Raw genomic sequence first — 23,961 nt, forward strand, 5'->3', positions numbered from 1 at the left:
AGGGTAGGCGCGGCGTCCTACTGGATTTCCTTCGGTCACAAGCCGCGACCGCACTGCGACGATCTCGCCCGGCTGTGTCACTGCCAGTGATCTGCCGAGCCTTTCCGCTTTTGCTCTTGCCGTGCGCCGCCTCACACTTGCGAAGGCAATCGAAGACCCGGAGGGCGGCGCACAGGACGTGCGCCGTTTTTCGATAAGACAGGGACGTCTTATCGAAAAATCCCGGCGACAGCTGCGAACTCGCAGGGGAGCTTCGTCAAGGAAGGCCTTTTCTTTGGTTAGCTTTCTTTTGGGCCAGCAAAAGAAAGTAACCCGGCCGCGTCAGCGGACGGAAGCTCTGCTCTTGCCTGTGGCTTCTGAAGAAACAAGATCAAACGCCAAAAGCTTCCGCCACTAAAGCGGCGGGTAACTTTCTTTTGTCTAAAGCAACAAAAGAAAGTAACCAAAGAAAAATGCTTTTGCTTTGAATCACAGGCCCGCACGAGCGATGCTTCCGCAGGGATTTTTCATACGGGACATCCCTGTCCCGATGAAATACGGCCCGCATCCATGCGGGCCGCCCTCCGGGTCTTCGATTGCCTTCGCTAGTGCGACGCGGCGCACAGCAACGGCAATAGCAACAGCAGCGGCAGCGGCAGCGGCAGCGGCAAAATGCTTGGGCAACGGCAGGGTCTCATGGCTGCGGTCGCCCACCGCAGACCATTGCTTGCACCGCGCCGTCGTTGCGGCATAGTGCCTTACTCCACCTGCCGCCCGTCACGTCCGCCCATGACCGCCAGCTCCGTGTCGCCGTCCGTATCCGTCCCCGCGCGCCGGCTCGACCGCAAGGACGCGCGCACCCTGCTGCTGTCGGCGCTCGGCGGGGCGCTGGAGTTCTACGACTTCGTCATCTTCGTCTTCCTGACCGCGACCCTGCGCCAATTGTTCTTCCCGCCGGGCATGCCGGGATGGCTCGCCGAGCTGCAGGTCTACGGCATCTTCGCCGCGGGTTATCTGGTGCGCCCGATCGGCGGCATCGTCATGGCGCATTTCGGCGACCGTTCCGGACGCAAGCGCATGTTCGCGTTGAGCGTGTTCCTGATGGCATTGCCGACCCTGTGCATCGGCCTGTTGCCGACCTATGCCCAGATCGGCATCGCTGCACCGTTGCTGCTGTTGTTCCTGCGCATCGTCCAGGGCATCGCGATCGGCGGCGAAGTGCCGGGTGCATGGACCTTCGTCTCCGAGCACGCGCCGCCGGGGCGGGTCGGTTTCGCCTGCGCCAGCCTCACCGCCGGCCTGACCGCTGGCATCCTGATCGGCTCGCTGATCTCGGCCGCGATCAATACCTGGTTCGCGCCGGCCGAGGTGTTGGGCTGGGCCTGGCGCCTGCCGTTCCTGATCGGCGGCGTGTTCGGCTTTCTCGCCGTATACCTGCGGCGCTGGCTCAGTGAGACCCCAGTGTTCACGGCGATGCGCGAAAGCCGGCAGTTGGTGCGCGAACTGCCGCTCAAGCAGGTGCTGCGCGACCATCGTGCCGGCGTGGTCCTGTCGATGTTGGTGACCTGGCTGCTGACCGCGGCGATCGTGGTGATCATCCTGATGACGCCGACCCTGGTGCAGAGCCAGTTCGGCATCGCCCCGCAGCGCGCCTTCCTCGGCAACAGCCTGGCCGCGTTCTGCCTGACCCTCAGCGCCATCGCCGGCGGCCTGCTGGTCGACCGGCTCGGCCGCGGCCGCGCCTTGCTGATCGGTTCGCTCGGCGTGTTCGCGAGCAGCTTCGCGCTGTACTACGACCTCAACCACGGCGGCGCCAACTTCCTGCCGCTGTACGCCTTGGCCGGCGTGTTCGTCGGCGTGGTCGGGGTGGTCCCGGCGGTGATGATCGCCGCGTTCCCGGCGCCGGTGCGTTTCTCCGGGCTGTCGTTCTCGTACAACATCGCCTATGCGGTGTTCGGTGCGCTGACGCCGCCGTTGATCGGTACGCTGGCGCCGAAGCTCGGCGGCATGACCGCCGCTTATTACGTCATGGCGGTGGCGGTGATCGGCATGGGAGTGTCGGTGTATCTGCTGAGGACCAAGCAGCGCTTCCACGAGCATTGAGCGAAGGAGCTTCAGCTCGGCAGCCGGAACATCCCCCAACGGCCGCTGCGCGGCCGTTCGCCCCCTTTTCCAAAGGGGGGCTACAGCAGAGGCGGCGGCCGCGGGCGAATGCCGCGGCGGCGGCTGATGCCCACGGCGCGGCCATGAGCGCCGCTGCGACCGGCGCGGATCAACACACCATCACGAAGTAGCTGCCGAACAACCACAGGCCCAGCATCCATAGGCAAAGCATGGCCACCAGCGCGGCCAGCAGCAGCGGCAGGCGCCGTGTCCACTTCAGGCCGCGGGTCGCCCGCACCGCGCCGACTACCGCGGCAAGTCCCAGGACGAAGAACAGGCCCAACATGCCGAAGCCCAGCGCCCAGAACACAGGGCCCTTCTCGCCGCTGCCGGGCGGGCATTGCGCGGTCGCGCCGGCCCATTGGGGCCATGACGCCGCGAGCAGCACAGCCCAGCGCAGGCCGCTCCGGTTCGATCCACCGATTCGTTTCATCGCGCTCTCCGCGTCCCTGCTCACGATCGTATCGCAGGGCCGCGGCGCGCATTCGACGATGCGACGCTTCAGGGCGCAGCTTCGAGAGCAGCGGCCTCGACCGTGCCGCTCTCGGCACGGTGGCCTTCGACGTAGCAACGGCCGGGGCCTTACAAGCCCGCCGCGCGCTTCCAGAAGTAATGCGTCAGCGGCGGCAGCTTGCTGGCCAGGCCGAGCATCGGTCCGCGCAGCAGGGTCGCGGCGACATCGTCGTTCGAGAACACCCGGTTCAAGCCCTCGAAGCCGTAAGCGGCGAGTGCGTTCTCGCTGCGCCGTTCGCGCGCCCAACGCGCCAGGCGCGTCGGCGACCCCGGGTCGAGTCCGCGTTGGTGCGCCTGTTTCAGGCTGCTGCGCAATGCGGCGATGTCGCGCAGACCCAGGTTGACGCCCTGCCCGGCCAGCGGATGCACGACATGGGCGGCATCGCCGGCGACCACCACACGCCCGGAGACGTAACGTTGGGCCAGCTGACGACGCAAGGGAAACGCGGCCCGCTGCGAGACCCGCGTCAACGCACCCAGGCGCCCGGCGAAGGCGCGCTCGAGTTCGATCAGGAACGAGGCGTCGTCGCTGGCCAACAGGCGTTCGGCTTCCGCCTCGGGCAAGGTCCAGACGATCGAGCTGCGCCGGTCGCGCGCGCCGGCGTCGCCGAGCGTCGGCAGGAACGCCAACGGCCCGCCCGGCAGGAAGCGCTGCCAGCAGGTTGCTTCATGACTCAGCTCGCTGTCGACATAGGCGACCAGCCCGCGCTGGGCGTAGTCGTGCGTGGGTGCGTCGATGCCGCTGAGGCAGCGCAGCTTGGATTCGGCGCCGTCGGCGGCGACCACCAGGCGTGCGCGCAAGCGGCGTCCGCCTTCAAGGATCACGCCGACGCTGTCGGGTGCGTCGAGTTCGAGCGACTCCACCTGGTCGGGGCAATGCAGTTGCACGCCGGCCGCAGGCAGGGCCGACCACAGCTTGTCGACCAATAAGGCGTGCTCGACGATCCAGCCCAGTTCGCGACGGCCGAAAGCGTCGGCATCGAAATGCAGTTCGCCGCCGCCGGCCGCGTCCCACACCCGCATCGCGCGGTAGGGTTGCAGGCGCGCCTCGCGCACGCCCGCCCATACGCCCAGGTCGTTCAACAAGGCGGCGTTGTCGGGGGCGAAGGCGTACACGCGCAGGTCCGGCCGCTCTGCGTTCCAACGCGGCGGCTCGCGGGTTTCCACCAAGGCCACCTCGAGTCCGTCGCGGGCGAAGGCCAGCGCCGCGGCGGCGCCGACCACGCCGGCACCGACCACGACAACGTCGAGCAGTTCGCGCCGGCTCATGCGCGCCCTCCGAACGAGCGAAGGTCGTCGTGTTCGCCGCGGCACAGCGCCGGCACGTCGCCGCGATAGCCCATCGCGCCGCCGACCAGGAACGATTGCGCGCTCGGCAGGCGATCGACGGCGAACAGGCCCAGACTGCGCAGCGGACGCATCAGGCCGCTGTCGTTGGCGGCCAATCGCGCCGCGCCGTCGGAAAACGCGACCGTGCGCTCGCGGTCGGAGGCGCGTCGCTGCGCGTAGCGTTCGAGCAATTCGTCGGCGCCGCAATCGACAGCACCGCCGGCAGCGCCCGTTGCGAGCTGCCGTTCGATCAGTTCGGCCAGGGTCATGGCATCGCGCAGGCCGAGGTTGAAGCCCTGCGCGCCGATCGGGTGGATAGTCTGGGCGGCGTTGCCGACCAGCACCGCGCGCCGTTCGGTGGTGCGCCGGGCCAGCACGCGGATCGCCGGATACAGGCTGCGCGCGCCGCAGGCGAGGAAGCGCCCGGCGCGCCAGCCGAACGCCTCCTGGGCGCGGGCGATGAAGCCGGCCTCGTCCAAGGCGGCGACTTCCTCGGCACTCGCCGTCGCGACGCTGTGGATCAGCCCGTAGTGGCGATCGCCGCGCGGCAGCAGCGCGGTCGGGCCCTCGGCGCCGAGCCGCTCGTAAGCGGTGCCGTCGGGCGCGCGTTCGCCGCGCAGCCGGGTCACGAACAAGGTCTGGCCGTAGTCGTATTCGTCCGCGCCGATCGCGAGCGCCTCGCGCACGCCGCTGCGGGTGCCGTCGGCGGCGACCAGCAGGCGCGCGCGCAGGACCCGTTCGCCGGCGCCATCGGCGACCCGGATCGCGCGCCAGGCCGGGTCGCCGTCGGCGAGACCGACGAAACGCACGGGGCGGTAGCGCTGCAGGCGCGGCAGTTCGGCCAGGCGCGCTTCCAGCGCCTCGCCGAAATCGCGTGCGACCACGATGCGGCCGAATTCCTCGCGGCCGTAGCGCTCGGCTTCGAGCACGGCGCGGCCGAAGTCGCCGCGTCGGCTGATGTGGATGCGGCGGATCGAGCCGGTCGGCGCGCGCAATTTGGCCAGCACCCCGAGCGCGCTCAGCGCGTTGACGGTGGCTTCGGCGAAACTCAGGTTGCGTTCGTCGAACACCGCCGGCAACGAACCCGGCGGCGCCGCCTCGACCAGGCCGACATCGAGGCCGAGCCGGTCCAGGGCGATGGCGAGACTGGCGCCGACCAGGCCGCCGCCTACGATCAGGACGTCATGGCTGGCGTGCACCGCGGAGTCGGCCGCGGCAGGCGTGGCGGGGGCCGGCGTCGCTGCATCCGGCGTCTGCCCATCGGGTGTGTCTACGTCTGGATTCATGCGTTCATGATACGACCGCGCTCGCGGCGAGTCTGTCGGCGGCGGCCCGGAACCTGTGCACGGAGCGGGCATCGTTGCGAAGGATCAAGCACTTAGCATCGAATCGGCCTGCGATCCGTTCACGGTGGACGGCAAACCGGCACTTTCGCCGCAGGTTCCTTAGAATGGCCGGATTGGCGCGCCAGTCCGGCGTCAGGAGCCAGAGTCATGAAGCCGAACACCCAACGCAGCCTCGTCCTGGCCTTGCTGGCCCTGTTGATGGTCGCCACCCGCGTCAATCACTGGACGCCGATCCCCGACGCCTCCTGGGCCGTGTTCTTCATCGGCGGCTTCTATCTGCGCCAGTGGACCCGCTGGGCCTTCCCGGCGCTGATGGCGCTGGCCGTGGCCGTCGACTACGCGGTCATCACCCGCCAGGGCATCAGCTTCTGGGATCACTACTGCGTCTCGGCGGCGTATTGGTTCCTGGTCCCGGCCTACTTCTCGATGTGGGCCGGCGGCCTGTGGGTCGCGCGCAACTACAAGCGCAGCTGGGGCACGCTCGGCCTGACCGTGGTCGCCCTGCTCGCCTCGACCGCGGTCTGCCAACTGCTGAGCCAGGGCAGCTTCTACTGGCTGTCGGCCTCGGTCGCCGAGAAGACCGTCGCCGGCTGGGCCGCCAACTACTTCCAATGGCTGCTGCCCTACCTGCAGACGACCGCCACCTATGTCGGCATCGCCGCCGTGGTCCAGGCCATCGCCGCGTCCGCGGCCAAGTCGAAGGCGTCGACGACGCACTCCGACAACGCCCGCAAGCTCTGACCGCGCGCGGCATCGATGGGCAACCGTCTCTCGAAAATCTACACGCGCACCGGCGACGACGGCAGCACGGGTCTTGGCGACGGCAGCCGCATCGCCAAGGACTCGGCCCGGGTCACCGCCTACGGCACGGTCGACGAAGCCAATTCGACGATCGGCCTGGTGCTCGCCAGCGAATTGCCGGACACGATCCGCGAGCAACTGGTGGCGATCCAGCACCAGATGTTCGACCTGGGCGGCGAGCTGTGCATCCCCGGCCATGCGGCGATCTTCGACGCCGACATCGACCGCCTCGAACAATGGCTCGACGGCCATAACGACGAGCTGCCGCCGCTGAAGGATTTCATCCTGCCCGGCGGCGGCGAAGCTGCGGCGCGTTGCCACATCGCCCGCACCGTGGTGCGCCGCGCCGAGCGCGAGACCGTCAGCCTGGCGCGCCTGGACAGCGTGCGCCCGGAAGCGGTGCGCTATCTCAACCGCCTCTCCGACCTGTTGTTCGTGCTGGCCCGCGTGCTGGCGCGCGCGAGCGGGCACGGCGAGGTGCTGTGGAACCACGAGCGCCGCAAGGGTTAGCGATGCGCATCTACACGCATCCGGCCTGCACGCGCCACGACCCGGGTCCGGGCCATGCCGAGCGGCCGTTGCGTCTGGTCGCCGTCACCGAAGCCCTGCGCGAAGCCTATCCTTCGCTGGACTGGCACGAAGCGCCCGGCGCCAGCCGCGGCCAATTGCTGCGCGCGCACGGCGACGCCCTGCTCGCGCTGATCCTCGACACCCAACTCGACGGCCCGATGTCGCTCGACCCCGACACCGTGCTCGCGCCCGGCTCGGCCGAAGCCGCGCTGCGCGCCGCCGGCGCCGGCATCGCCGCGGTCGACACGGTGATCAAGGGCGAGGAGAAACGCGTGTTCTGCGCGGTGCGCCCGCCCGGCCACCACGCCACCGGCGATGCCGCGATGGGCTTTTGCCTGTTCAACAACATCGCCGTCGCCGCCGCCCATGCCTGCGACAAACACAACCTGGCGCGGGTGGCGGTGATCGATTTCGACGTCCACCACGGCAACGGCACCCAGGCGATCTTCGACACCGACCCGCGGGTGATGTACGTCAGCTCGCACCAGATGCCGCTGTACCCGGACACCGGCTACGCCCACGAACGCGGCGTAGGCAACATCATCAACGCCCCGTTGCCTGCCGGCACCGGCAGCGAAGGCTTCCGCAAAGTCTGGCGCGACCATCTGCTGCCGACCGTCGACTCGTTCCGCCCGCAACTGGTGCTGATTTCCGCCGGTTTCGATGCCCACCGCCGCGACCCGCTGGCCCAGGTCGAGCTCGACGGCGAAGACTTCGCCTGGATCACCCGCGAACTGGTCGCCATCGCCGAGCGCCATGCGCTGGGCCGCGTGGTCTCTATGCTGGAAGGCGGCTACGACCTGGCGGCCCTGCGCGAGAGCGCGGTGGCGCATGTGGGCGCCTTGATGGAGTGAGGCGCCGGGCGCCTGGGGCGCGGTGGTGACGCCCCATCGCAGTTGCGTGGCCGTTATCGCGGCGAGTTGCGTCGCGAGCATGCAGCAACGTGGTCGCGGCTCGCGCCGCTCCTACTCGGAAGCAATTTCGCGGTTGCCGTTGCCGTTGCCGTTGCCGTTGCCGAGATTTTGATCTGCTTTGCCGCTTTGCCGGTCAAGTGGAGACCCGGAGGGCGCCGCACAGGACGTGCGGCGTTTTCCGATAAGACAGGGACGTCTTATCGGAAAATCCCGGCGCGGGCATCGCACTCGTGGCCTGTGCCCTTGCAAGGAGAGCCCTTTTCTTTGGTTACATTTCTTTTGGGCTTAGCAAAAGAAAGTAACCCGACCGCGTAGCGGACGGAAGCTCTGCTCTTTCTTGAAGGGTTGTGCCGGAGGCCGGCAGAGCGTGGTCGCAACTTACGTCGCTCCTACAGGGGTACTTCGCACTTGCCTGTGGCTTTAATGGAAGCAAGACCAAACGATAAAAGCTTCCGCCACTAAAGCGGCGGGTAACTTTCTTTTGTCTAAAGCAACAAAAGAAAGTAACCAAAGAAAAATGCTTTTGCTTTGAATCACAGGCCCGCACGAGCGATGCCTCCGCAGGGATTTTTCATACGGGACATCCCTGTCCCGATGAAAAACGGCCCGCATCCATGCGGGCCGCCCTCCGGGTCTTCGATTGCCTTCGCGAGTGCTGAGCTACGCACAGCAACAACCACGGCCCGGCCACGGCCACGGACGCATCGGCCTCCACGGGCAGGGTCGCACCGGATTGGGACTCACGGTCGCGGCTCACGCCGCTCCTACAGGGATGGTTTGCGGCGCTATGTGCTCAAGCAGGGCGGGAGCACCCTCCTTGTAGGAGCGACGTGAGTCGCGACCACGCGACCACGCAGACCCCACAGAGAGTTACCGCACCACCGGACCAGGCCTCAACCCACCGGCTCCGCCTCGAACCCCAAGGCGGCCGAGTTGATGCAATAGCGCAGCCCGGTCGGCCGCGGGCCGTCCGGGAACACGTGCCCCAGGTGCGATTGGCAGCGCGCGCATTTGACCTCGACCCGGCGCATTCCGTGACTCTCGTCGGCCACCTCGGCCACCGCTTCGGGCCGCAAGGGCTGCCAGTAGCTCGGCCAGCCGCTGCCGGAGTCGTACTTGGCCTGCGAGGAGAACAGGGCCTCGCCGCAGGCGGCGCAGGTGTAGGTGCCGGCTTCCTTGTGGTTCCAGAAGCGCCCGGTGAAGGCCCGCTCGGTCGCCGAGCAACGGCAGACGGCGTATTGCTCCGGCGATAACTGCTCGCGCCATTCAGCTTCGCTCTTCTCGACCGATGCCGGGGGGGGACTGGGAAGCTGGCTCATGACTCCTCCGATGGGGCGGTCGCGTTCCGGGAAAATGAACGCCGATGCCGCTTAGATGGCGCCCGCGTTGCCCGCTTGCAAGGGATACGGCAAGCTAACGACCGTTTTTCCGTCCACCGGATGCTCGCGTGCGCAAACCCCTTCGCCTGCTCCCGTTGTCGCTGTGCATCGCCATCGCCCTGCCCGCTTATGCGGCGGACGACAACGAGAATTGGGGCCTGTGTCCGCTGATCGACGCCGTGCCGTCCTTCAACGACGCCCCGACCCCGACCGGCACCGCCGAACAGCGCGCCGAGCAGCCGACCGATATCGACGGCGGCACCCTGCAGCGGGCCGGGACCGACGACAACATCGTCGTCCAGGACAATGTGCGCTTGAGCCGCGGCGACCAGTTCCTGGGCACCGACAAGCTCAGCTACAACCAGGAATCGGGCAAGTACACGGCCGAAGGCCATGTCCGCTACCAGGATTCGAGCATGCGCCTGGTCGCCGAGCGCGCCGAGGGCGACCAGAACGCCGACCAGCACCGCATCGACGACGTCGAGTACCAGCTGACCGCGCGCCGCGGCAACGGCGGCGCCGAGCGCATCGAGCTCAACGGCCCCAAGGGCGCCCTGCACGGTTCGACCTATTCGACCTGCGCGCCGAACCAGCGCTCCTGGGAGCTGCGCGCCCACCGCATCGACATCGACACCGCCGAAGGCATGGGCGTGGCGCGCAACGCCACCCTGCGCATCGGCAAGGTGCCGGTGCTGTACGTGCCGTGGTTCGTGTTCCCGGTCGACGACCGCCGCCGCACCGGCCTGCTGTACCCGAACATCGGCCTGTCGGGCAAGAACGGCTTCGACTGGCGCCAGCCGATCTACCTCAACCTGGCGCCGAACTACGACGCCACCCTGTATCCGCGCTACATGAGCAAGCGCGGCCTGGCCATGGGCGGCGAGTTCCGCTGGCTGTACGGCAGCGGTTCCGGCGAGGTTTCGGGCAACTGGATGCCGAACGACGACCTGGCCGGCAACGACCCGGGCCGCTATACGGACTACCGCCGCGACCCGCCGGTGCAGATCCCGCGCGACCGCATGCCGGAGAAGAACCGCGGCGAGTTCGCGCTGAAGACCACCCACCGCCTCGACGGCACCTGGTACGCCTCGGCCAACCTGGCCTGGGTCAGCGACAAGTACTACCTGCAGGATTTCAGCAACAGTCTGTACGGCCAGTCGGCGATCTCGCTGCGCAGCGAAGTCGGCCTGTACGGCCGTGGCCGCTATTGGGACGCCAGCCTGATCGCCGACCACAACCAGCTGGCCGACTTCACCCTGCAGGAAAACTCGCTGGCCTACGACCGCCTGCCGCGCGCGACCTTCCATTGGGCCCAGCCGTTCGGCAAGTGGGTCGAGGCCGGCGTCGACACCGAAGCGGTGCGTTTCCAGCACGAAGACGTCAAGTTCACCCCGGGCGATCCGAACGCCCCGATCGGCCTGCGCCGCGACATGCCCGGCGGCAGCCGTTTCGACGTCAAGCCCTACGTCAGCTTCCCGCTCGAAGGCGCGAGCTGGTTCATCCGCCCGAAACTGGCCTGGCGCTACACCGCCTATGAGCTGGAACGCGGCATGGCCCAGCAGATGGCCGAGCAGCAGGCCGCGGCCTTCGTCGCCGCCAACCCGACGGTGCCCAACACGCCGGAGCTGGTGCGCAGCTTCTACGACAAGTCGCCGAGCCGCAGCCTGCCGATCACCTCGATCGACGCCGGCATGTACTTCGATCGCGAGACCGAGATCCGCGGCGACCACTACCTGCACACCCTGGAACCGCGCGTCTTCTATCTGCGCGCGCCGTACCGCGACCAGGCCGGCATGCCGCTGTTCGACACCAACCCGATGTCGTTCAGCTGGGGCGCGCTGTTCCGCGACAACCGCTACACCGGCGCCGACCGCCAGACCGACGCCAACCAGCTCACCACCGCCCTGACCACGCGCCTGATCAGCCAGGACGACGGCCGCGAGCGCCTGGCGGCGAGCATCGGCCAGATCCAGTACTTCGACGACATCCGCGTCGTCGCCGGCGCCGAAACCCCGATCAAGCAGGGCAAGTCGGCCTGGGTCGCCGACGTCAGCGTGTCGCCGAGCGACCGCTGGACGATCAACGCGACCTACCAGTGGGATCCCAAGCTGCGCAGCGAGGATCTCGCCAGCCTGCGTGCGCGCTACCTGTTCGGCAACAACGGCGTGGTCAATTTCGGCTACCGCTACCGCCGCGACCTGTCGGTGTCGCCGACCGCGCCGAAGGACAGGCGCGACCTGTTCGAGCAGGCCGACTTCTCGTTCCTGTATCCGATCAACGACAACTGGAGCGTGGTCGGCCGCTACTACTACTCGATCAAGGACAAGCGCGCGCTCGAACAGATCGCCGGTGTGCAGTGGGAAAGCTGCTGCCTGGCGGTCCGCCTGATCGCCCGCCGCTACCAGCGCAACCGTTCCGAAGACCTCAACAGCTCGCTTCAGGTGGAGTTCGAGCTCAAGGGCCTAGGCTCCGCCGGCCAGAACACGGAGCGCGTTTTGCGCCGTGCTATTCTCGGTTATAACCGCGACGACCTGTATCTGGCGCCGCCGTCTCCCACGGTCAGCCGCCAAAATCGCGGCAACGACGCCGAATCGACTCTCGACCCGACCCTATGAACAAATTCTTCGCGAGCCCGCTCCTGGCGAGCCCGGTTTTGGCAAGTCTGCTGGCCGCCGGCCTGCTGTTCGGCGGGAACGTCCGGGCCCAGGATCTGCAGCCGATCGACCGCATCGCGGCCGTCGTCGACGAGGACGTGATCCTCAAGACCGAACTCGACCGCGCGATCGCCAACATCATGAATCAGTACGCCGGCCGCAGCGACCAACTGCCGCCGCGCGACGTGCTTGAGCGCCAGGTGCTCGAGCGCCTGATCCTGCTCAAGATCCAGGTCGCCCAGGCTCAGGGCACCGGCGTGCGGGTGACCGATCAGGAAATCGATCAGGCCATCGCCGGCATCGCCAACTCGAACAAGATCAGCGTCGACCAACTGCGCCAGCAGTTGGCCCGCGACGGCAGTTCCTACAACGATTTCCGCAGCTCGATCCGCGACGAACTGCTGGTCCAGCGCCTGCGCCAGCGCTTCGCCCAGACCCGCATTTCGGTCAGCGACGCCGAGATCGACGCCGCCCTGGCCGCGCAGGCCAACACCGGCACCCAGTACCACCTTGCCCACATCCTGATCGCCCTGCCCGAAGGCGCCACGCCCGAGCAGATCGCGACCGCGCAGAAGAAGGTCGAAGGCGTAAAGACGCTGATCGACAAGGGCGAGATGGACTTCAACGCCGCCGCCGTGCGCTATTCCGACAGCCCCAACGCGCTGGAAGGCGGCGACCTGGGCTGGCGCAGCCTGGACGAAATCCCGGCCGCGTTCGGCGAGCTGATGCGCAACATGAGCGCCGGCCAGGTCACCGCCCCGATCCGCGGCCCGAGCGGCTTCCAGTTGCTCAAGCTAGTCGAAGTCCGCGACGCCTCGCAATCCGGTCCGAAGCTGGTCACCCAGTTCCATGCCCGCCACATCCTGGTCCGCATCAGCGACACCGTCAGCGAAGCGCAAGCCAAGGCCAAGGCCGAGACCCTGCGTGCCCGCATCGCCGGCGGCGCCAAGTTCGAGGACGTGGTCAAGGAAAGCTCGGAAGACCTGACCTCGCAGGCCAAGGGCGGCGACCTGGGCTGGTTCACCCAGGACGAGTTCGGCCCCGAATTCGGCGGCGCCGTCGCGGCGCTGGCCGACAACGAAATCTCGCAGCCGATCCACAGCCAGGCCGGTTACCACATCGTCCAGCGCATCGGCAGCCGCCAGAGCGACGTCGCCGATCAGAGCAAGCGCGCCCAGGTCCAGGAGACCATCGGCCGTCGCAAGCTCGAGGAAGAATGGAACCGCTACCTGCGCGAGAAGCGCGGCGAAGCCTTCGTCGACTTCCGCGTCGGCAAGGGCGCCGAAGAGACCACCGCGCCGGCGGAACCGGCCAAGCCGGCCGCGTCCGGCGGCTGACGTGACCCTGCCCCGGCTCGCGCTGGTGCCGGGCGAGCCGGCCGGCGTCGGGCCGGAGCTCTGCCTGCGACTGATCCAGCAGGCGCGCGACTACGACCTGGTCGCCTTCGCCGATGCGCGCAGCCTGCGCGCCGCCGCCGACGCACTCGGCCTGCCCCTGACCCTGCTGCCGCCGGACCGCCCTTCGCGGGCTCCCGGCGAGTTGGCCCTGGTCGAGATCCCCAACGCCGTCGTCCCCGCCTTCGGCCAACCCGACCCGCGCAATGCCGCGGCGGTGATCGCCGCGCTGCGCGCCGGCGCCGAGGGCTGCCTGCGCGGCGAATTCGACGGTCTGGTCACCGGCCCGGTGCACAAGGCGGTGATCAACGAGGGCGGCATCGCCTACAGCGGCACCACCGAGCTGCTCGCCGAACAGGCCGGCTGCGAGGTGGTGATGCTGCTGGCCAACGACATCGTCCGGGTCGGCCTGGCCACCACCCACCTGCCGCTGCGCGCGGTCGCCGACGCGATCGAACCGATATCGCTGACCCGCACCCTGCGCATCATCGAGACGGCGCTGCGCCAGGACTTCGGCATCGCCAAGCCGGTGATCGCCGTGCTCGGCCTCAACCCGCATGCGGGCGAGGCCGGCCACATGGGCCGCGAGGAAATCGAGGTCATCGAGCCGGTGCTGGCCGCGCTGCGCGCCCAGGGCCTCGACCTGGTCGGCCCGCTGCCGGCCGACACCGCCTTCCTGCCGGCCAAACTGCGCGGCTTCGACGCGGTGCTGGCGATGTACCACGACCAGGGCCTGCCGGTGCTCAAGTACAGCGGCTTCGAGCGTGCGGTGAACATGACCCTGGGACTACCCTATCCGCGCGTCGCGGTCGATCATGGCACCGCGCTCGACCTCGCCGGCCGCGGCCTGGCCGATCCGTCCAGCCTGATCGCCGCCGCCGAAACCTGCGCGCGCATCGCGCGCACCCGCCGCAGCACGTCCGGAGGCACGCCATGACCGGCACGGCCAGATCGCATGCCAAGGGCTTCAAGCCCGAGGCCAAGAAACACCTGGGCCAGCACTTCCTGCACGACGGCGGCATCATCGCCATGATCGTGCAGGCGGTGGACCCCAAGCCCGGCGACCACCTGGTCGAGATCGGCCCCGGCCAGGGCGCGATCACCTTCCCCTTGCTCGACCGCCACGGCGAACTGACCGTGATCGAGTTCGACCGCGACCTGATCTTCCCGCTGACCGACGGCGCGCGCGCCCACGGCACCCTGGAAGTGATCCACCGCGATGTGCTGACCGTGGATTTCACCGCGCTGGCCAACGAGGACAAGATCCGTCTGGTCGGCAACCTGCCCTACAACCTGTCCTCGCCGATCCTGTTCCATGCCCTCGACCATGCCGCGGTGATCCGCGACATGCACTTCATGCTGCAGAAGGAAGTGGTCGACCGCATGGCCGCCGGCCCCGGTAGCAAGGTCTTCGGCCGTCTGAGCGTGATGCTGCAGGCCTACTGCCAAGTGATCGCCCTGTTCGATGTGCCGCCGGACGCATTTCGTCCGCCGCCGAAGGTCGATTCGGCCGTGGTGCGGATGATTCCGCATGCGCCCGACAAGATCGGGATCGTCGACCACGCCCTGTTCGCGCGCGTGGTCCGCGATGCCTTCGGCCAGCGCCGCAAGACTCTGCGCAACGCGCTCTCGCAGGTCTGCGACGGCGCCGCGATCGAGGCCGCCGGGCTGCGTCCGGATGCGCGCGCCGAGCAGATCGAAGTCGCCGATTTCGTGCGCCTGGCCAACGCGCTCGCCGCCAGCGGCGCGGTCCTGGCCGAGCCCGGCAAGAATTAGCGCCTGTGCCGCGGGCCTGCGTCCGCGGTGCGTTCGTACCTGGCGGCCCTGGCCGCGACGGCGCCGCCCACGCATGCGATGCGCCCGACGCGCCGCCACCGCGGCCGAGCGCCGATGCAGGTTTTGTGCCGACTGCGGACCGCGATCCGGCGGCGACCATCTCGGCTTTCGCCGCGTCCACGCAGGCCGCTCACCGATTATCACGACCGACGGAGCGGCCCACGATTTCGGCCGAATGTCGTTATTTTCACGACTCATTCCCGCTTCATGCCCGCTTTGCTTAAACTGCCGCCATGGAACACCACCACGACTATGCTTTCGACATCGATGTGGCGACCCGCTACCTGGACGACCAGTCCGAACCGGAGCAGGACCGCTACGTCTTTGCCTACACCATCCATATCCGCAACGCCGGCAAGATTCCCGCGCGCCTGATGTCGCGCCACTGGGTCATCACCGACGCGAACGGCAAGGTGCAGGAAGTGCGCGGCGAAGGCGTGGTGGGCGAACAACCGTGGTTGCGTCCGGGCGACGACTACGAGTACACCTCGGGCGCCGTGCTGGAAACCAGCTTGGGAACGATGGAAGGCAGTTACGCGATGGTGGCCGACGACGGCACCCGCTTCGACGCGCAGATTCCGCCGTTCACGCTCACCATCCCGCGCACCCTGCATTGAGCGCGGACCACGTATGAGCGTTTGGGCAATAGGCGACCTCCAGGGCTGTTACGACGCGACCCAGCGCTTGCTGGAACGGATCGCATTCGATCCGGCGCGCGACACGCTGTGGTTTTGCGGCGATCTGGTCAACCGCGGCGGGCAGTCGCTGGAGACTCTGCGCCTGGTGCATTCGCTGCGCCAGAACAGCATCGTCGTGCTCGGCAACCACGATCTGTCGCTGCTCGCGATCGGCGAGCGCACCGAGGAAGAGCAGCGCAAGGTCAACCCCGACCTGCAGCGCATCGTCCTGGCCGAGGACCGCAACGAACTGCTCGGCTGGCTGCGCATGCAGAAGCTGGTCCAGGTCGACCGCAAGCTCGGCTGGATGATGGTGCACGCCGGTCTGGCGCCGAAGTGGACCACGACCATGGCCGAGCGCCATGCGCGCGAGGTCGAGGAGCGCCTGCACGGCGACCAATACCGGCGCTTGCTCAAGAACATGTACGGCGATCGCCCGGCCTGGAATCCCAAGCTGGCCGGCATCGACCGCCATCGCGCGATCATCAACATCTTCACCCGCCTGCGTTATTGCACGCCGCGCGGCCGCATCGCCTTCGAGGACAAGGGCAGCCCGGGCACCCAGCCGGTCGGCCTCTATCCCTGGTACGAAGTGCCGGGTCGCGCCGAGCGCGACCTCAAGATCGTTTGCGGACACTGGTCGACCCTGGGCCTTTTCATCGGCCACGGCGTGCACGCGATCGACACCGGCGCGGTCTGGGGCGGCAAGCTCACCGCGCTGCAGCTCGACACCGACGAACTGCGCCTGGTGCAGGTGCCCGGACGCGACGTGCCGGCCAATCCGCCGCGCCCGCGTCCGCCGCGCCCGCCGCAAGGGCAGCAGAAGTAAGCCGGTGCGCCAGGGACGGTCGCGGCCACTGCTGAAGATCGCGGCCCTCGCGGTCGCCGTCGCTTGCGCCGCCTGTTCGCGTGCGCCGCAGCCACCGGCCTCATCGGGCGCGTCGCCCGCTACGCAACCGGCGGCCTTATCGCGCGATACCGCGGCGTCGCCGCCTTTGGTCGCCGCCGCGCGCGCGCAGATCGGCGTGACCCGCCTCTACGACCCGGCCTATGTGCGTTTGTCCTATCCCGGCGGCGACGTCGCCGCCGATCGCGGGGTCTGCACCGACGTGGTGATCCGCGCTCTGCGTACGCAGGGGCTCGATCTGCAGCAGGCCGTGCACGAAGACATGCGCGCGAACTTCGCCGCCTATCCCTCGAACTGGCGCGCGAGCGCGACCGATCGCAGCATCGATCACCGCCGCGTGCCGAATCTGCGGCGCTGGTTCGAGCGCCAGGCCTGGTCGCTGCCGGTCAGCGATCGCGCCGCCGACTATCGCCCCGGCGATCTCGTCACCTGGGACCTCGGCCGCGGCGTGCCGCACATCGGCATCGTCTCCGACCGCAAATCCTATCGGGGCCGGCCGCTGATCCTGCACAACATCGCCCGCGGCACCCAGGAAGACGACCTGCTGTTCGACTACACCATCACCGGCCACTATCGGCCGAAGCTGGACCGCGGCAGCGCGAGCGTGGCACGCCGATAGCCGTCATCCCCACGAAGGCGGGGATCCACCGGACTCATCCCTGCAGAACCCGCGCGACGGCGGCTCCAAGCTTAAGCGCCGTCAGGCCTATGCCTCGTTCTCGCAAGTCTCTTCCTTGCCGTCATCCCCGCGAAGGCGGGGATCCAAAGCCGCCGGATTCATCCGGGCAGAGCTTTCACGACGGACTCGCCTGTCAATCCATTCCCAAGCGCAGGTAATCGACGAACTCGTACGCGAACTCGTTGCGCTCATCGGCTGCATGCGCTTCGCGCGAAATCACGCGCCATTCGGCGACATCGAAGCGCGGGAAGAAGGCATCGGCGCCTTCGACTTCGGTATCGACCCGGGTCAAATGCAAACGTGTGGCCGCGGCCAGGCACAGCGCATAGACCTCGCCGCCGCCGATCACGCACAGTTCCTTCGCGCCGTCGCCCTGCGCCAGTTCCAGCGCCTGCTCGACCGAGCCCACCGCTTCCATGCCGGCGAACGGCACCTCGTTCGAGCGGGTCAGCACCAGGTTGCGCCGGCCCGGCAAGGCGCGCCCCAACGACTGCGCGGTCTTGCGCCCCATCAGCAGCGGCTTGCCGAGAGTCAGCGCCTTGAAGCGTTTGAGGTCGTCGGAAAGACGCCACGGCAAGGCATTGTCTCGGCCGATGGCGTGGTTGCGGTCGAGTGCGGCGATCAGCACCAACTGGGTCATGCGGTTCGGCTCCGGTGGCGGTGCGGCCGCGCCGGGGCGAGGCCGCGTTTCATGAGCTGCGCGCGCAAGCCGCCGCCTGCGATGCCACGGCGCGCTTTCAGACCGCGACCGGCGCCTTGATCGCCGGCAGCGGGTCGTAACCTTCGATGGCGATGTCGTCGTAGCTGAAGCCGAAGACGTCCTCGATCTCGGGATTGAGCTTCAACTTCGGCAACGCGCGCGGCGTGCGCGAAAGCTGTTCGCGCGCCTGCTCGTAGTGGTTCGAATACAGGTGCGCGTCGCCGAGCGTGTGGACGAAATCGCCGACGCCCAGGCCGCAGACCTGCGCGACCATGTGGGTCAGCAGCGCATAGCTGGCGATGTTGAACGGCACGCCGAGGAAGATGTCGCCGCTGCGCTGGTACAGCTGGCAGCTGAGCTTGCCGTCGGCGACGTAGAACTGGAACAGGGCGTGGCAAGGCATGAGCGCCATCTGCGGCAGGTCGGCGACGTTCCAGGCGCTGACGATCAAACGGCGCGAATCGGGATTGCGCTTGATCTCGTCGACGACCCAGCGGATCTGGTCGATCTCGACGCCTTGCGCGCCGGCCCAACGCCGCCACTGCTTGCCGTAGACCGGGCCGAGCTCGCCGTCGGCATCGGCCCACTCGTCCCAGATGCTGACCTTGTGCTCTTTCAGGTAGGCGGTGTTGGTCTCGCCCTTGAGGAACCACAGCAGCTCATGGACGATCGAGCGCAGGTGCAGTTTCTTGGTGGTGACCAGCGGGAAGCCGGCGTTCAAGTCGAAACGCAGTTGCCAGCCGAACACGCTGCGCGTGCCGGTGCCGGTGCGGTCGGATTTCTCGGTGCCGTGTTCCAGCACGTGACGCAGGAGATCGAGGTATTGCTGCATGGTTTCAGCCCTTCGCCGGTTCGGCCGCGAGCGGCTGCGGTTGCAGGGTCGGCGAGCGCGTCGACAGCCACAGCCAGAACAGGCCGAGCAGGATCAGCGGCACGCTCAACACCTGGCCCATGGTCAGCCAGCCGAACGCGAGGTAGCCGTGATCGCCGATCTGCGCATCGGGCACGCGCACGAACTCGACCAGGAAACGGAAGCAGCCGTACAGCAGTGCGAACAGGCCGGACACCGCATAGCGCGGACGCGGCTTGCTCGAGAACCACCACAGCGCCACGAACATCACCAGGCCTTCGAGCAGCGCTTGATAGAGCTGCGAAGGATGGCGGGCGAAACGGTCGAGACCGCCGCCGGCGAATTGGGTCTGCAGTTGCTCGGCGGTCCAGCCGGCGAATTCCGGCGCGCGCGGGAAGATCACGCCCCAGCCGGCATCGGTGGTCTTGCCCCACAACTCGCCGCCGATGTAGTTGCCGAGGCGGCCGAAGCCGAGACCGGGCGGCACCAACGGCGCGACGAAATCCATCACGTCGAAGAAATGCGTGCGCTGGCGGTGCGACCACCACAGCGCCGCGGCCATCACCCCGAGCAGGCCGCCGTGGAAGCTCATGCCGCCTTCCCAGATGCGGAACAGCATCAAGGGGTCCTTGAGCAGTTCGGCGAAGTTGTAGAAGACCACGTAGCCGATGCGGCCGCCGAGGACCACGCCGAGCATGGCGTAGAACAGCAGATCGCCGTAGGCCTGCTCGCCGACGCCGGGCAGGCGCCCGTCCCGGATCCGGCGCCGCCCCAGCCACCAGGCGGTGACGAAACCGAGCAGATACATGATCCCGTACCAGTGGACTTGCAGCGGGCCGAGAGAGATCGCGATCGGGTCGATCTGGTGCAGGATGGTCATGCGGCGTGACGATTCTTGAGGGACGATGACCGCCGTATTGTGCCCCACGCGGCCTGTACGAGGGGCGCCGCCTAGGCCCCGGAATCGGCACGGACGCAGTGTTCCGGAAGCGATCCGGCCCATTGCGGCAAACTCGCGCATTGGCCCCGATGGGCAGGGCCCGGCCGACCCTGGAGCCCGCCGGCGCCGATCGGCCCGCTTACAGCAGGACCGGGCGATCCGGCAATTCGTTGCCGTCGTCGAGCGCGCCGCGCGCGCGCGGGAACTGTTCGGCGACGATGTCCGACAAGGCGGCGATGCCGCCGAGCACCGCGGCCTCGGCATCCCCGGCGCTCAAGGCCTGCTGGATGTCGTCGCAGACCGCCTGCCAGCGCTCATGGCCGACCCGCGAGGCATAGCCGCGATCGGCGACGATCTCGATGCGATGGTCGGCCAACAGCAGATACAGCAGCACCCCGCTGTTGCCGGCGGTGTCCCAGACCCGCAGTTGAGCGAAAGCCTCCTGCGCCGCCGCGCGCGCATCCCGGCCGGCGAACAGCTCGCGCAGCGGCAAGCGCTCCTCGACCGCGAAGCAGATCTGGCCGTGATGACGCGACTCGCTGGCCGCGATGGCCGCGGCGATGCGTTGCAGGCTGGCTTCGGGAAACAACCGCCGGGCCGAAGGCGCACACAGATGACGGAGCCAACGCATCACCAACTCCCCGAGGCGCCGCCGCCTCCGCTGGAACCGCCGCCGCCCGACCAGCCACCACCGCCTCCACCACCGCTGCCTCCGCCCCAACCGCCGCCGCCGTAGCCACCCCAGCCACCGCTGCGGACGAACTGCCCGCCGCCGCCGCCGAGCAGGCCGACGAACAAACCGATCAACGCGGTCAGGCCGACCAGCCACCAGGCCAGCGACAACAACCAGGCGATGCCGCCGACGACCAGCCCGGAGGCGAGCCCGCGCACCAACGCCGGCAGCCGACCGAGCACGGCGCGCACGAACTGCCCGCCGAAGATCGCGATGAAGAAGGCGAGCACCCAGCCCTCCTCGCCACCGCCGTCGTCCTGGGTCTGGCGCGCCATCGGCGGCGGCAGCGGTTCGCCGTCGATCAGCTTGACCAGCATGGCGGTCGCGTCGACCAGGCCGCCGGCGTAGTCGCCGCTGCGGAATTTCGGCGCGAGGTATTCCTGGATGATGCGGCCGGACTGGGCGTCGGTGATCGCGCCCTCCAGGCCGTAGCCGACTTCGATGCGCACACGGCGGTCGTCCTTGGCCACGACCACCAGCACGCCGTCGTCGACGTCCTTGCGGCCGAGCTTGAACTGTTCGTAGGCGCGCACCGCATACGAGTCGATGTCCTCCGGCGCGGTGCTCGCCACCACCAGCACCTGCAACTGGCTGCCCTTGCGCTGTTGCAGCGCGCGCGCCTGTGCTTCCAGTTGCGAACGGGTGGCGGCGTCGAGCGTGCCGGTGGTGTCGACCACCGGCGAGGTCATCGCCGGGATCGCGGCCGAGGCCTGCGCCCGCACCGGCAACGCGGCGAACGCCAACAGCACCACGCTCAGGCAGACGGCGACCCAGGCGACGGGCGTGCCGTGGCCGAACCCGCGCGTGCGTGCGGGAAACGCCATCATCGGATGGCGATCAGCCCTGCGCCGGAGCGGGCTGCGCCGCGGCAGGCGGCGTGCTGGCCGGCGCTGCGGGCGCCGGCTGGCCGAAATCGACCTTCGGCGCTTCCTGGATCTCGGCCGGGTTCTCGACGGTGAAGTTGGGCTTGGTCGAATAGCCGAACAGCTTCGCGGTGAGGTTGGTCGGGAACTGGCGGATGTAGGTGTTGTAGTCCTGGACCGTGCCGATATAGCGCTGGCGCTCGACCGTGATCCGGTTCTCGGTGCCTTCGAGCTGGGTCTGCAGGCTCAGGAAGCTCTGGTCGGCCTTGAGCTGCGGGTAATTCTCGCTGACCACCAGCAAGCGCCCGATCGCCCCGCGCAACTCGCCCTGGGCCTGCTCGAACTGCTTCAGCGACTCGGGATTGTTGGCGTCGACATTGATGCTGCCGACCTTGGCGCGCGCCTCGGTGACCTGGGTCAGCACCTGTTGTTCGTGGCTGGCGTAGCCCTTCACCGTCGCCACCAGGTTCGGCACCAGGTCGGCGCGGCGCTTGTAGACGTTCAGCACCTGCGACCAGGCCGCGGTGACCGCCTCGTCCTTCTGCTGGATGGTGTTGTAGCCGCAGCCGCTGAGCAGCGCGGTCAGCGCAAGCACGATCAAGGCTCGGAACATGGCGCGACTCCTACTGGGTGACGGCCGCATTCCAGCACCGGCCGCCGGCCGGCGCAATGGACGCGGTGTGACGACGCCGGCCCGTCCGGGGCGCTATAAGCTCGGCCCCAATAAGCACCGCCGCAGACAGGAAGGGCCGGCAATCACTTGCCGGCCACAAACAAGAAGAGCCGGCAATCACTTGGCGGCCACAAACAGGAAGGGCCGGCAATCGCTTGGCGGCCACAAACAGGAAGGGCCGGCAATCACTTGGCGGCCACAAACAGGAAGGGCCGGCAATCACTTGGCGGCCACAATCAAGACGGGCCGGTAATCGCTTGGCGGCCACAAACAAGACGGGCCGGCAATCGCTTGCCGGCCCTTGCGATCGACCAATGCGGCTCGGCGCCTATTCGGCGCTGAGGCGCCGGTTCGCGCGCTTCTTCGCCCACAGGTTCAAGCATTCCACCAGGGCCGAGAAGCCCATCGCGCCGTAGATGTAGCCCTTCGGGATATGCACTTCCAGGCCGTCGGCGATCAGATACACGCCGACCAGGACGATGAAGGCCAGCGCCAGCATCTTGATGGTCGGGTTGTGGTCGATGAAATAACCCAGCGGCTTGGACGCCAGCAGCATCACCGCCACGGCGAGCAGGATCGCGGCGACCATGACCGGGGTGTGGTTGGCCATGCCGACCGCGGCGATCACCGAGTCCAGCGAGAACACGATGTCGATGACCGCGATCTGGGCGATGACCGCCATGAACGAGGCCGCCGGCTTGGTGTGCACGTCTTCGGATTCGTCCTCGCCGACGATCAGGTCCTTGACCTCCATCGAGCCCTTCACCAACAAGAAGGCGCCGCCGAGGATCAGCACCAGGTCGCGCACCGAGATGCCCTGGCCGAATACGGTGAACAGATCGTTGGTCAGGCCGGCCAGCCAGGCCAGCGTCAGCAGCAGCGCGATACGCGAGATGCAGGCCACCGCGATGCCGAACTTGCGCGCCTTCTCGCGGCTCTCGTAGGGCAGCTTGCTGACCGCGATCGAGATGAAGACGAGGTTGTCGATGCCCAGCACGATTTCGATCGCGCTCAGGGTGATCAGGGTGATCCAGACTTGCGGATCGGTCAGCAGTTCAATCACGTGCGGCATACCTCAAGATGTCGATAACGAAGAAACCCGCGGACCGGATCCGCAGACGGCGCGCCGAGGGGCGCGCCGGTGGGCCGCCGTGGCGGCCCGGTGTAAGCCAGGCGATGAAGCCGGCCGGATGGCGCGGGCGGCCCCGGGGGCGCGCTCAGCCCATCAAATGGGTCCACAGCCGGGGGCCGAGAATCGCCGCCCAGGTCAGCAGCACGTTCATCAGCAACACGAACACCGCCGCCGAGCCCATGTCCTTGGCGCGTCCGGCCAGTTCGTGGAACTCCGGGCCGTAGCGTTCGATGACCGCCTCGACCGCGGAGTTGAGCAATTCCACGCTCAGCACCAGCAGGATCGAACCGATCAGCAGCACCCGCTCGACCCCGCTTTCGCCGAACCACCAGCCCACTGGCGCGAGGGCCAGGAACAGGTAGACCTCGAGCCTGAACGAGGACTCGTGCAGCCAGGCCGCACGCAGGCCCTGGAACGACCAGGTCGCCGCTTTCAGGATGCGTCCGGGGCCGCGAGGCAGATGCCCGTATTCGTCAGCCATGGAGGCGGACTCCCTGCGACGAGGGGACCGCGGCATTGCGACGGAGGCACTCGGGCGGAGACGGCTCGAAGGTCGGCATGGACGCGGGTCTCGATCGTGCGGGGCCGGGACAGGCCGGGCGCGGCCGACGGCCGCTACAGGGCGGGGATTTTGCCACAAGCCCGGCAGGGGCGCCCTGACGGCAGGCGGCCGGATCTCGGTTCTGGGTGGCCCGGGCGTGCGGGGCGCTGGTGCGCGGGTGGGGCGAGGGCCGTCGTAAGGCCCGATGAGATTCGGGTGAGGGCAACTCAGACCGCGGCCGTCGAGGCTCTGGCTCTGGTTGTGGCTCTGGTTGTGGCTGTGGCTGTGGTTGTGGCTCCGGCTCCGGCTGTAGCCGTTGCTTTACCGGTCAAATGGAGACCCGGAGGGCGGCGCACAGGACGTGCGCCGTTTTCCGATAAGACAGGGA

Annotated in this window: 22 protein-coding genes and 1 pseudogene; 11 read left to right on the forward strand and 12 right to left on the reverse strand. The window is 68.1% G+C overall.

All coding sequences use genetic code 11. From position 1 onward, the window contains the following. Nucleotides 1–768 precede the first annotated feature (768 nt). On the forward strand, nucleotides 769–2,082 hold the full coding sequence (locus tag ACKN61_RS18990) for an MFS transporter (protein WP_408950792.1): 1,314 nt from the start codon (nucleotides 769–771) through the stop codon (nucleotides 2,080–2,082). A 169-nt stretch (nucleotides 2,083–2,251) separates the two neighbouring features. Here the strand turns inward: ACKN61_RS18990 and ACKN61_RS18995 are convergent, their stop codons facing one another. The 3 genes from ACKN61_RS18995 to ubiH form a co-directional block, all read right to left on the reverse strand. Further along, nucleotides 2,252–2,575, reverse strand: a complete 324-nt coding sequence (locus ACKN61_RS18995) for a hypothetical protein (RefSeq protein WP_408950793.1) — start codon at nucleotides 2,573–2,575, stop codon at nucleotides 2,252–2,254. Between the two features lie 149 nt (nucleotides 2,576–2,724). Next, on the reverse strand, nucleotides 2,725–3,924 hold the full coding sequence (locus ACKN61_RS19000) for an FAD-dependent oxidoreductase (protein WP_408950794.1): 1,200 nt from the start codon (nucleotides 3,922–3,924) through the stop codon (nucleotides 2,725–2,727). Next, on the reverse strand, nucleotides 3,921–5,183 hold the full coding sequence (gene ubiH, locus ACKN61_RS19005; RefSeq protein WP_408953864.1) for a 2-octaprenyl-6-methoxyphenyl hydroxylase: 1,263 nt from the start codon (nucleotides 5,181–5,183) through the stop codon (nucleotides 3,921–3,923). Before ubiH ends, ACKN61_RS19000 begins: the two co-directional genes overlap by 4 nt. Nucleotides 5,184–5,477: 294 nt before the next feature. Between ubiH and ACKN61_RS19010 the strand changes: the two genes are divergently transcribed. Genes ACKN61_RS19010 through ACKN61_RS19020 form a run of 3 tightly spaced genes read left to right on the forward strand, consistent with a single transcriptional unit; the run spans nucleotide 5,478 to nucleotide 7,555 of the window. Continuing rightward, nucleotides 5,478–6,071 carry a hypothetical protein gene (locus ACKN61_RS19010; protein WP_408950795.1) on the forward strand — a complete coding sequence of 198 codons (594 nt, stop codon included), beginning with the start codon at nucleotides 5,478–5,480 and terminating at the stop codon, nucleotides 6,069–6,071. Between the two features lie 15 nt (nucleotides 6,072–6,086). Then, nucleotides 6,087–6,641, forward strand: a complete 555-nt coding sequence (locus ACKN61_RS19015) for a cob(I)yrinic acid a,c-diamide adenosyltransferase (protein WP_057918959.1) — start codon at nucleotides 6,087–6,089, stop codon at nucleotides 6,639–6,641. 2 nt (nucleotides 6,642–6,643) lie between these two features. Next, entirely contained in the window at nucleotides 6,644–7,555 is a 912-nt protein-coding gene (locus tag ACKN61_RS19020; RefSeq protein WP_408950796.1) for a histone deacetylase family protein, read from the forward strand. Between the two features lie 953 nt (nucleotides 7,556–8,508). Here the strand turns inward: ACKN61_RS19020 and msrB are convergent. Beyond that, on the reverse strand, nucleotides 8,509–8,934 hold the full coding sequence (gene msrB / locus ACKN61_RS19025) for a peptide-methionine (R)-S-oxide reductase MsrB (RefSeq protein ID WP_031373877.1): 426 nt from the start codon (nucleotides 8,932–8,934) through the stop codon (nucleotides 8,509–8,511). 128 nt (nucleotides 8,935–9,062) lie between these two features. Between msrB and lptD the strand changes: the two genes are divergently transcribed. The 7 genes and pseudogenes from lptD to ACKN61_RS19060 all read left to right on the forward strand — a co-directional run bounded on the left by lptD (nucleotide 9,063) and on the right by ACKN61_RS19060 (nucleotide 17,081). After that, nucleotides 9,063–11,609, forward strand: coding sequence for an LPS assembly protein LptD (gene lptD, locus ACKN61_RS19030; RefSeq protein ID WP_408950797.1), 2,547 nt, complete (start codon nucleotides 9,063–9,065; stop codon nucleotides 11,607–11,609). After that, nucleotides 11,606–12,985 (forward strand): peptidylprolyl isomerase, encoded by a 1,380-nt coding sequence (locus ACKN61_RS19035; protein ID WP_408950798.1) that lies wholly within the window; start codon nucleotides 11,606–11,608, stop codon nucleotides 12,983–12,985. Before lptD ends, ACKN61_RS19035 begins: the two co-directional genes overlap by 4 nt. 1 nt (nucleotide 12,986) lies before the next feature. Further along, nucleotides 12,987–13,979, forward strand: coding sequence for a 4-hydroxythreonine-4-phosphate dehydrogenase PdxA (pdxA, locus tag ACKN61_RS19040; RefSeq protein WP_408950799.1), 993 nt, complete (start codon nucleotides 12,987–12,989; stop codon nucleotides 13,977–13,979). Then, nucleotides 13,976–14,818, forward strand: a complete 843-nt coding sequence (gene rsmA, locus ACKN61_RS19045) for a 16S rRNA (adenine(1518)-N(6)/adenine(1519)-N(6))-dimethyltransferase RsmA (protein ID WP_408950800.1) — start codon at nucleotides 13,976–13,978, stop codon at nucleotides 14,816–14,818. Before pdxA ends, rsmA begins: the two co-directional genes overlap by 4 nt. 293 nt (nucleotides 14,819–15,111) lie before the next feature. After that, nucleotides 15,112–15,495, forward strand: coding sequence for a Co2+/Mg2+ efflux protein ApaG (gene apaG / locus ACKN61_RS19050; protein WP_031373882.1), 384 nt, complete (start codon nucleotides 15,112–15,114; stop codon nucleotides 15,493–15,495). Nucleotides 15,496–15,508: 13 nt separating this feature from the next. After that, nucleotides 15,509–16,447, forward strand: a pseudogene (locus ACKN61_RS19055) (symmetrical bis(5'-nucleosyl)-tetraphosphatase); the annotation flags it as partial. Next, a complete protein-coding gene (locus ACKN61_RS19060; RefSeq protein WP_408950801.1) occupies nucleotides 16,389–17,081 on the forward strand; it encodes a DUF1287 domain-containing protein in 693 nt (230 codons plus the stop codon). The pseudogene ACKN61_RS19055 and the gene ACKN61_RS19060, both read left to right, overlap by 59 nt. Before the next feature lie 193 nt (nucleotides 17,082–17,274). Here the strand turns inward: ACKN61_RS19060 and ACKN61_RS19065 are convergent, their stop codons facing one another. From ACKN61_RS19065 to ACKN61_RS19100, 8 genes are all read right to left on the reverse strand, one after another. After that, the gene (locus tag ACKN61_RS19065) at nucleotides 17,275–17,781 is read right to left on the reverse strand and encodes a dihydrofolate reductase (protein ID WP_408950802.1); all 507 of its coding nucleotides are present in this window, start codon (nucleotides 17,779–17,781) and stop codon (nucleotides 17,275–17,277) included. A 97-nt stretch (nucleotides 17,782–17,878) separates the two neighbouring features. Continuing rightward, complete coding sequence (locus tag ACKN61_RS19070) at nucleotides 17,879–18,673, reverse strand: thymidylate synthase (protein ID WP_408950803.1); 795 nt, start codon at nucleotides 18,671–18,673, stop codon at nucleotides 17,879–17,881. 4 nt (nucleotides 18,674–18,677) lie between these two features. Next, complete coding sequence (lgt, locus tag ACKN61_RS19075; protein WP_031373888.1) at nucleotides 18,678–19,571, reverse strand: prolipoprotein diacylglyceryl transferase; 894 nt, start codon at nucleotides 19,569–19,571, stop codon at nucleotides 18,678–18,680. Between the two features lie 199 nt (nucleotides 19,572–19,770). Further along, nucleotides 19,771–20,262 carry a TPM domain-containing protein gene (locus tag ACKN61_RS19080; RefSeq protein ID WP_408950804.1) on the reverse strand — a complete coding sequence of 164 codons (492 nt, stop codon included), beginning with the start codon at nucleotides 20,260–20,262 and terminating at the stop codon, nucleotides 19,771–19,773. Beyond that, nucleotides 20,262–21,188, reverse strand: coding sequence for a TPM domain-containing protein (locus tag ACKN61_RS19085; protein WP_408950805.1), 927 nt, complete (start codon nucleotides 21,186–21,188; stop codon nucleotides 20,262–20,264). Before ACKN61_RS19085 ends, ACKN61_RS19080 begins: the two co-directional genes overlap by 1 nt. A 13-nt stretch (nucleotides 21,189–21,201) precedes the next feature. After that, entirely contained in the window at nucleotides 21,202–21,840 is a 639-nt protein-coding gene (locus tag ACKN61_RS19090) for a LemA family protein (RefSeq protein ID WP_036149658.1), read from the reverse strand. Between the two features lie 388 nt (nucleotides 21,841–22,228). Beyond that, nucleotides 22,229–22,972, reverse strand: coding sequence for a TerC family protein (locus tag ACKN61_RS19095; RefSeq protein ID WP_031373892.1), 744 nt, complete (start codon nucleotides 22,970–22,972; stop codon nucleotides 22,229–22,231). Nucleotides 22,973–23,117: 145 nt separating this feature from the next. After that, complete coding sequence (locus ACKN61_RS19100; RefSeq protein ID WP_057918974.1) at nucleotides 23,118–23,513, reverse strand: diacylglycerol kinase; 396 nt, start codon at nucleotides 23,511–23,513, stop codon at nucleotides 23,118–23,120. Between the last annotated feature and the right edge of the window lie 448 nt (nucleotides 23,514–23,961).

Origin of the sequence: Lysobacter sp. Hz25 (assembly GCF_046097045.1) — a bacterium.
In the GTDB taxonomy this organism is placed as follows: Bacteria; Pseudomonadota; Gammaproteobacteria; order Xanthomonadales; family Xanthomonadaceae; genus Lysobacter; species Lysobacter antibioticus_B.

Excerpts from the sequence above, each read along its gene's own strand:
- ACKN61_RS18990 (WP_408950792.1), top strand. The coding sequence starts at position 769 with ATGACCGCCAGCTCCGTGTCGCCGTCCGTATCCGTCCCCGCGCGCCGG.
- ACKN61_RS18995 (WP_408950793.1), bottom strand. The coding sequence starts at position 2,575 with ATGAAACGAATCGGTGGATCGAACCGGAGCGGCCTGCGCTGGGCTGTG.
- ACKN61_RS19000 (WP_408950794.1), bottom strand. The coding sequence starts at position 3,924 with ATGAGCCGGCGCGAACTGCTCGACGTTGTCGTGGTCGGTGCCGGCGTG.
- ACKN61_RS19010 (WP_408950795.1), top strand. The coding sequence starts at position 5,478 with ATGAAGCCGAACACCCAACGCAGCCTCGTCCTGGCCTTGCTGGCCCTG.
- ACKN61_RS19015 (WP_057918959.1), top strand. The coding sequence starts at position 6,087 with ATGGGCAACCGTCTCTCGAAAATCTACACGCGCACCGGCGACGACGGC.
- ACKN61_RS19020 (WP_408950796.1), top strand. The coding sequence starts at position 6,644 with ATGCGCATCTACACGCATCCGGCCTGCACGCGCCACGACCCGGGTCCG.
- msrB (WP_031373877.1), bottom strand. The coding sequence starts at position 8,934 with ATGAGCCAGCTTCCCAGTCCCCCCCCGGCATCGGTCGAGAAGAGCGAA.
- ACKN61_RS19035 (WP_408950798.1), top strand. The coding sequence starts at position 11,606 with ATGAACAAATTCTTCGCGAGCCCGCTCCTGGCGAGCCCGGTTTTGGCA.
- rsmA (WP_408950800.1), top strand. The coding sequence starts at position 13,976 with ATGACCGGCACGGCCAGATCGCATGCCAAGGGCTTCAAGCCCGAGGCC.
- apaG (WP_031373882.1), top strand. The coding sequence starts at position 15,112 with ATGGAACACCACCACGACTATGCTTTCGACATCGATGTGGCGACCCGC.
- ACKN61_RS19065 (WP_408950802.1), bottom strand. The coding sequence starts at position 17,781 with ATGACCCAGTTGGTGCTGATCGCCGCACTCGACCGCAACCACGCCATC.
- ACKN61_RS19070 (WP_408950803.1), bottom strand. The coding sequence starts at position 18,673 with ATGCAGCAATACCTCGATCTCCTGCGTCACGTGCTGGAACACGGCACC.
- lgt (WP_031373888.1), bottom strand. The coding sequence starts at position 19,571 with ATGACCATCCTGCACCAGATCGACCCGATCGCGATCTCTCTCGGCCCG.
- ACKN61_RS19080 (WP_408950804.1), bottom strand. The coding sequence starts at position 20,262 with ATGCGTTGGCTCCGTCATCTGTGTGCGCCTTCGGCCCGGCGGTTGTTT.
- ACKN61_RS19085 (WP_408950805.1), bottom strand. The coding sequence starts at position 21,188 with ATGGCGTTTCCCGCACGCACGCGCGGGTTCGGCCACGGCACGCCCGTC.
- ACKN61_RS19090 (WP_036149658.1), bottom strand. The coding sequence starts at position 21,840 with ATGTTCCGAGCCTTGATCGTGCTTGCGCTGACCGCGCTGCTCAGCGGC.
- ACKN61_RS19095 (WP_031373892.1), bottom strand. The coding sequence starts at position 22,972 with ATGCCGCACGTGATTGAACTGCTGACCGATCCGCAAGTCTGGATCACC.
- ACKN61_RS19100 (WP_057918974.1), bottom strand. The coding sequence starts at position 23,513 with ATGGCTGACGAATACGGGCATCTGCCTCGCGGCCCCGGACGCATCCTG.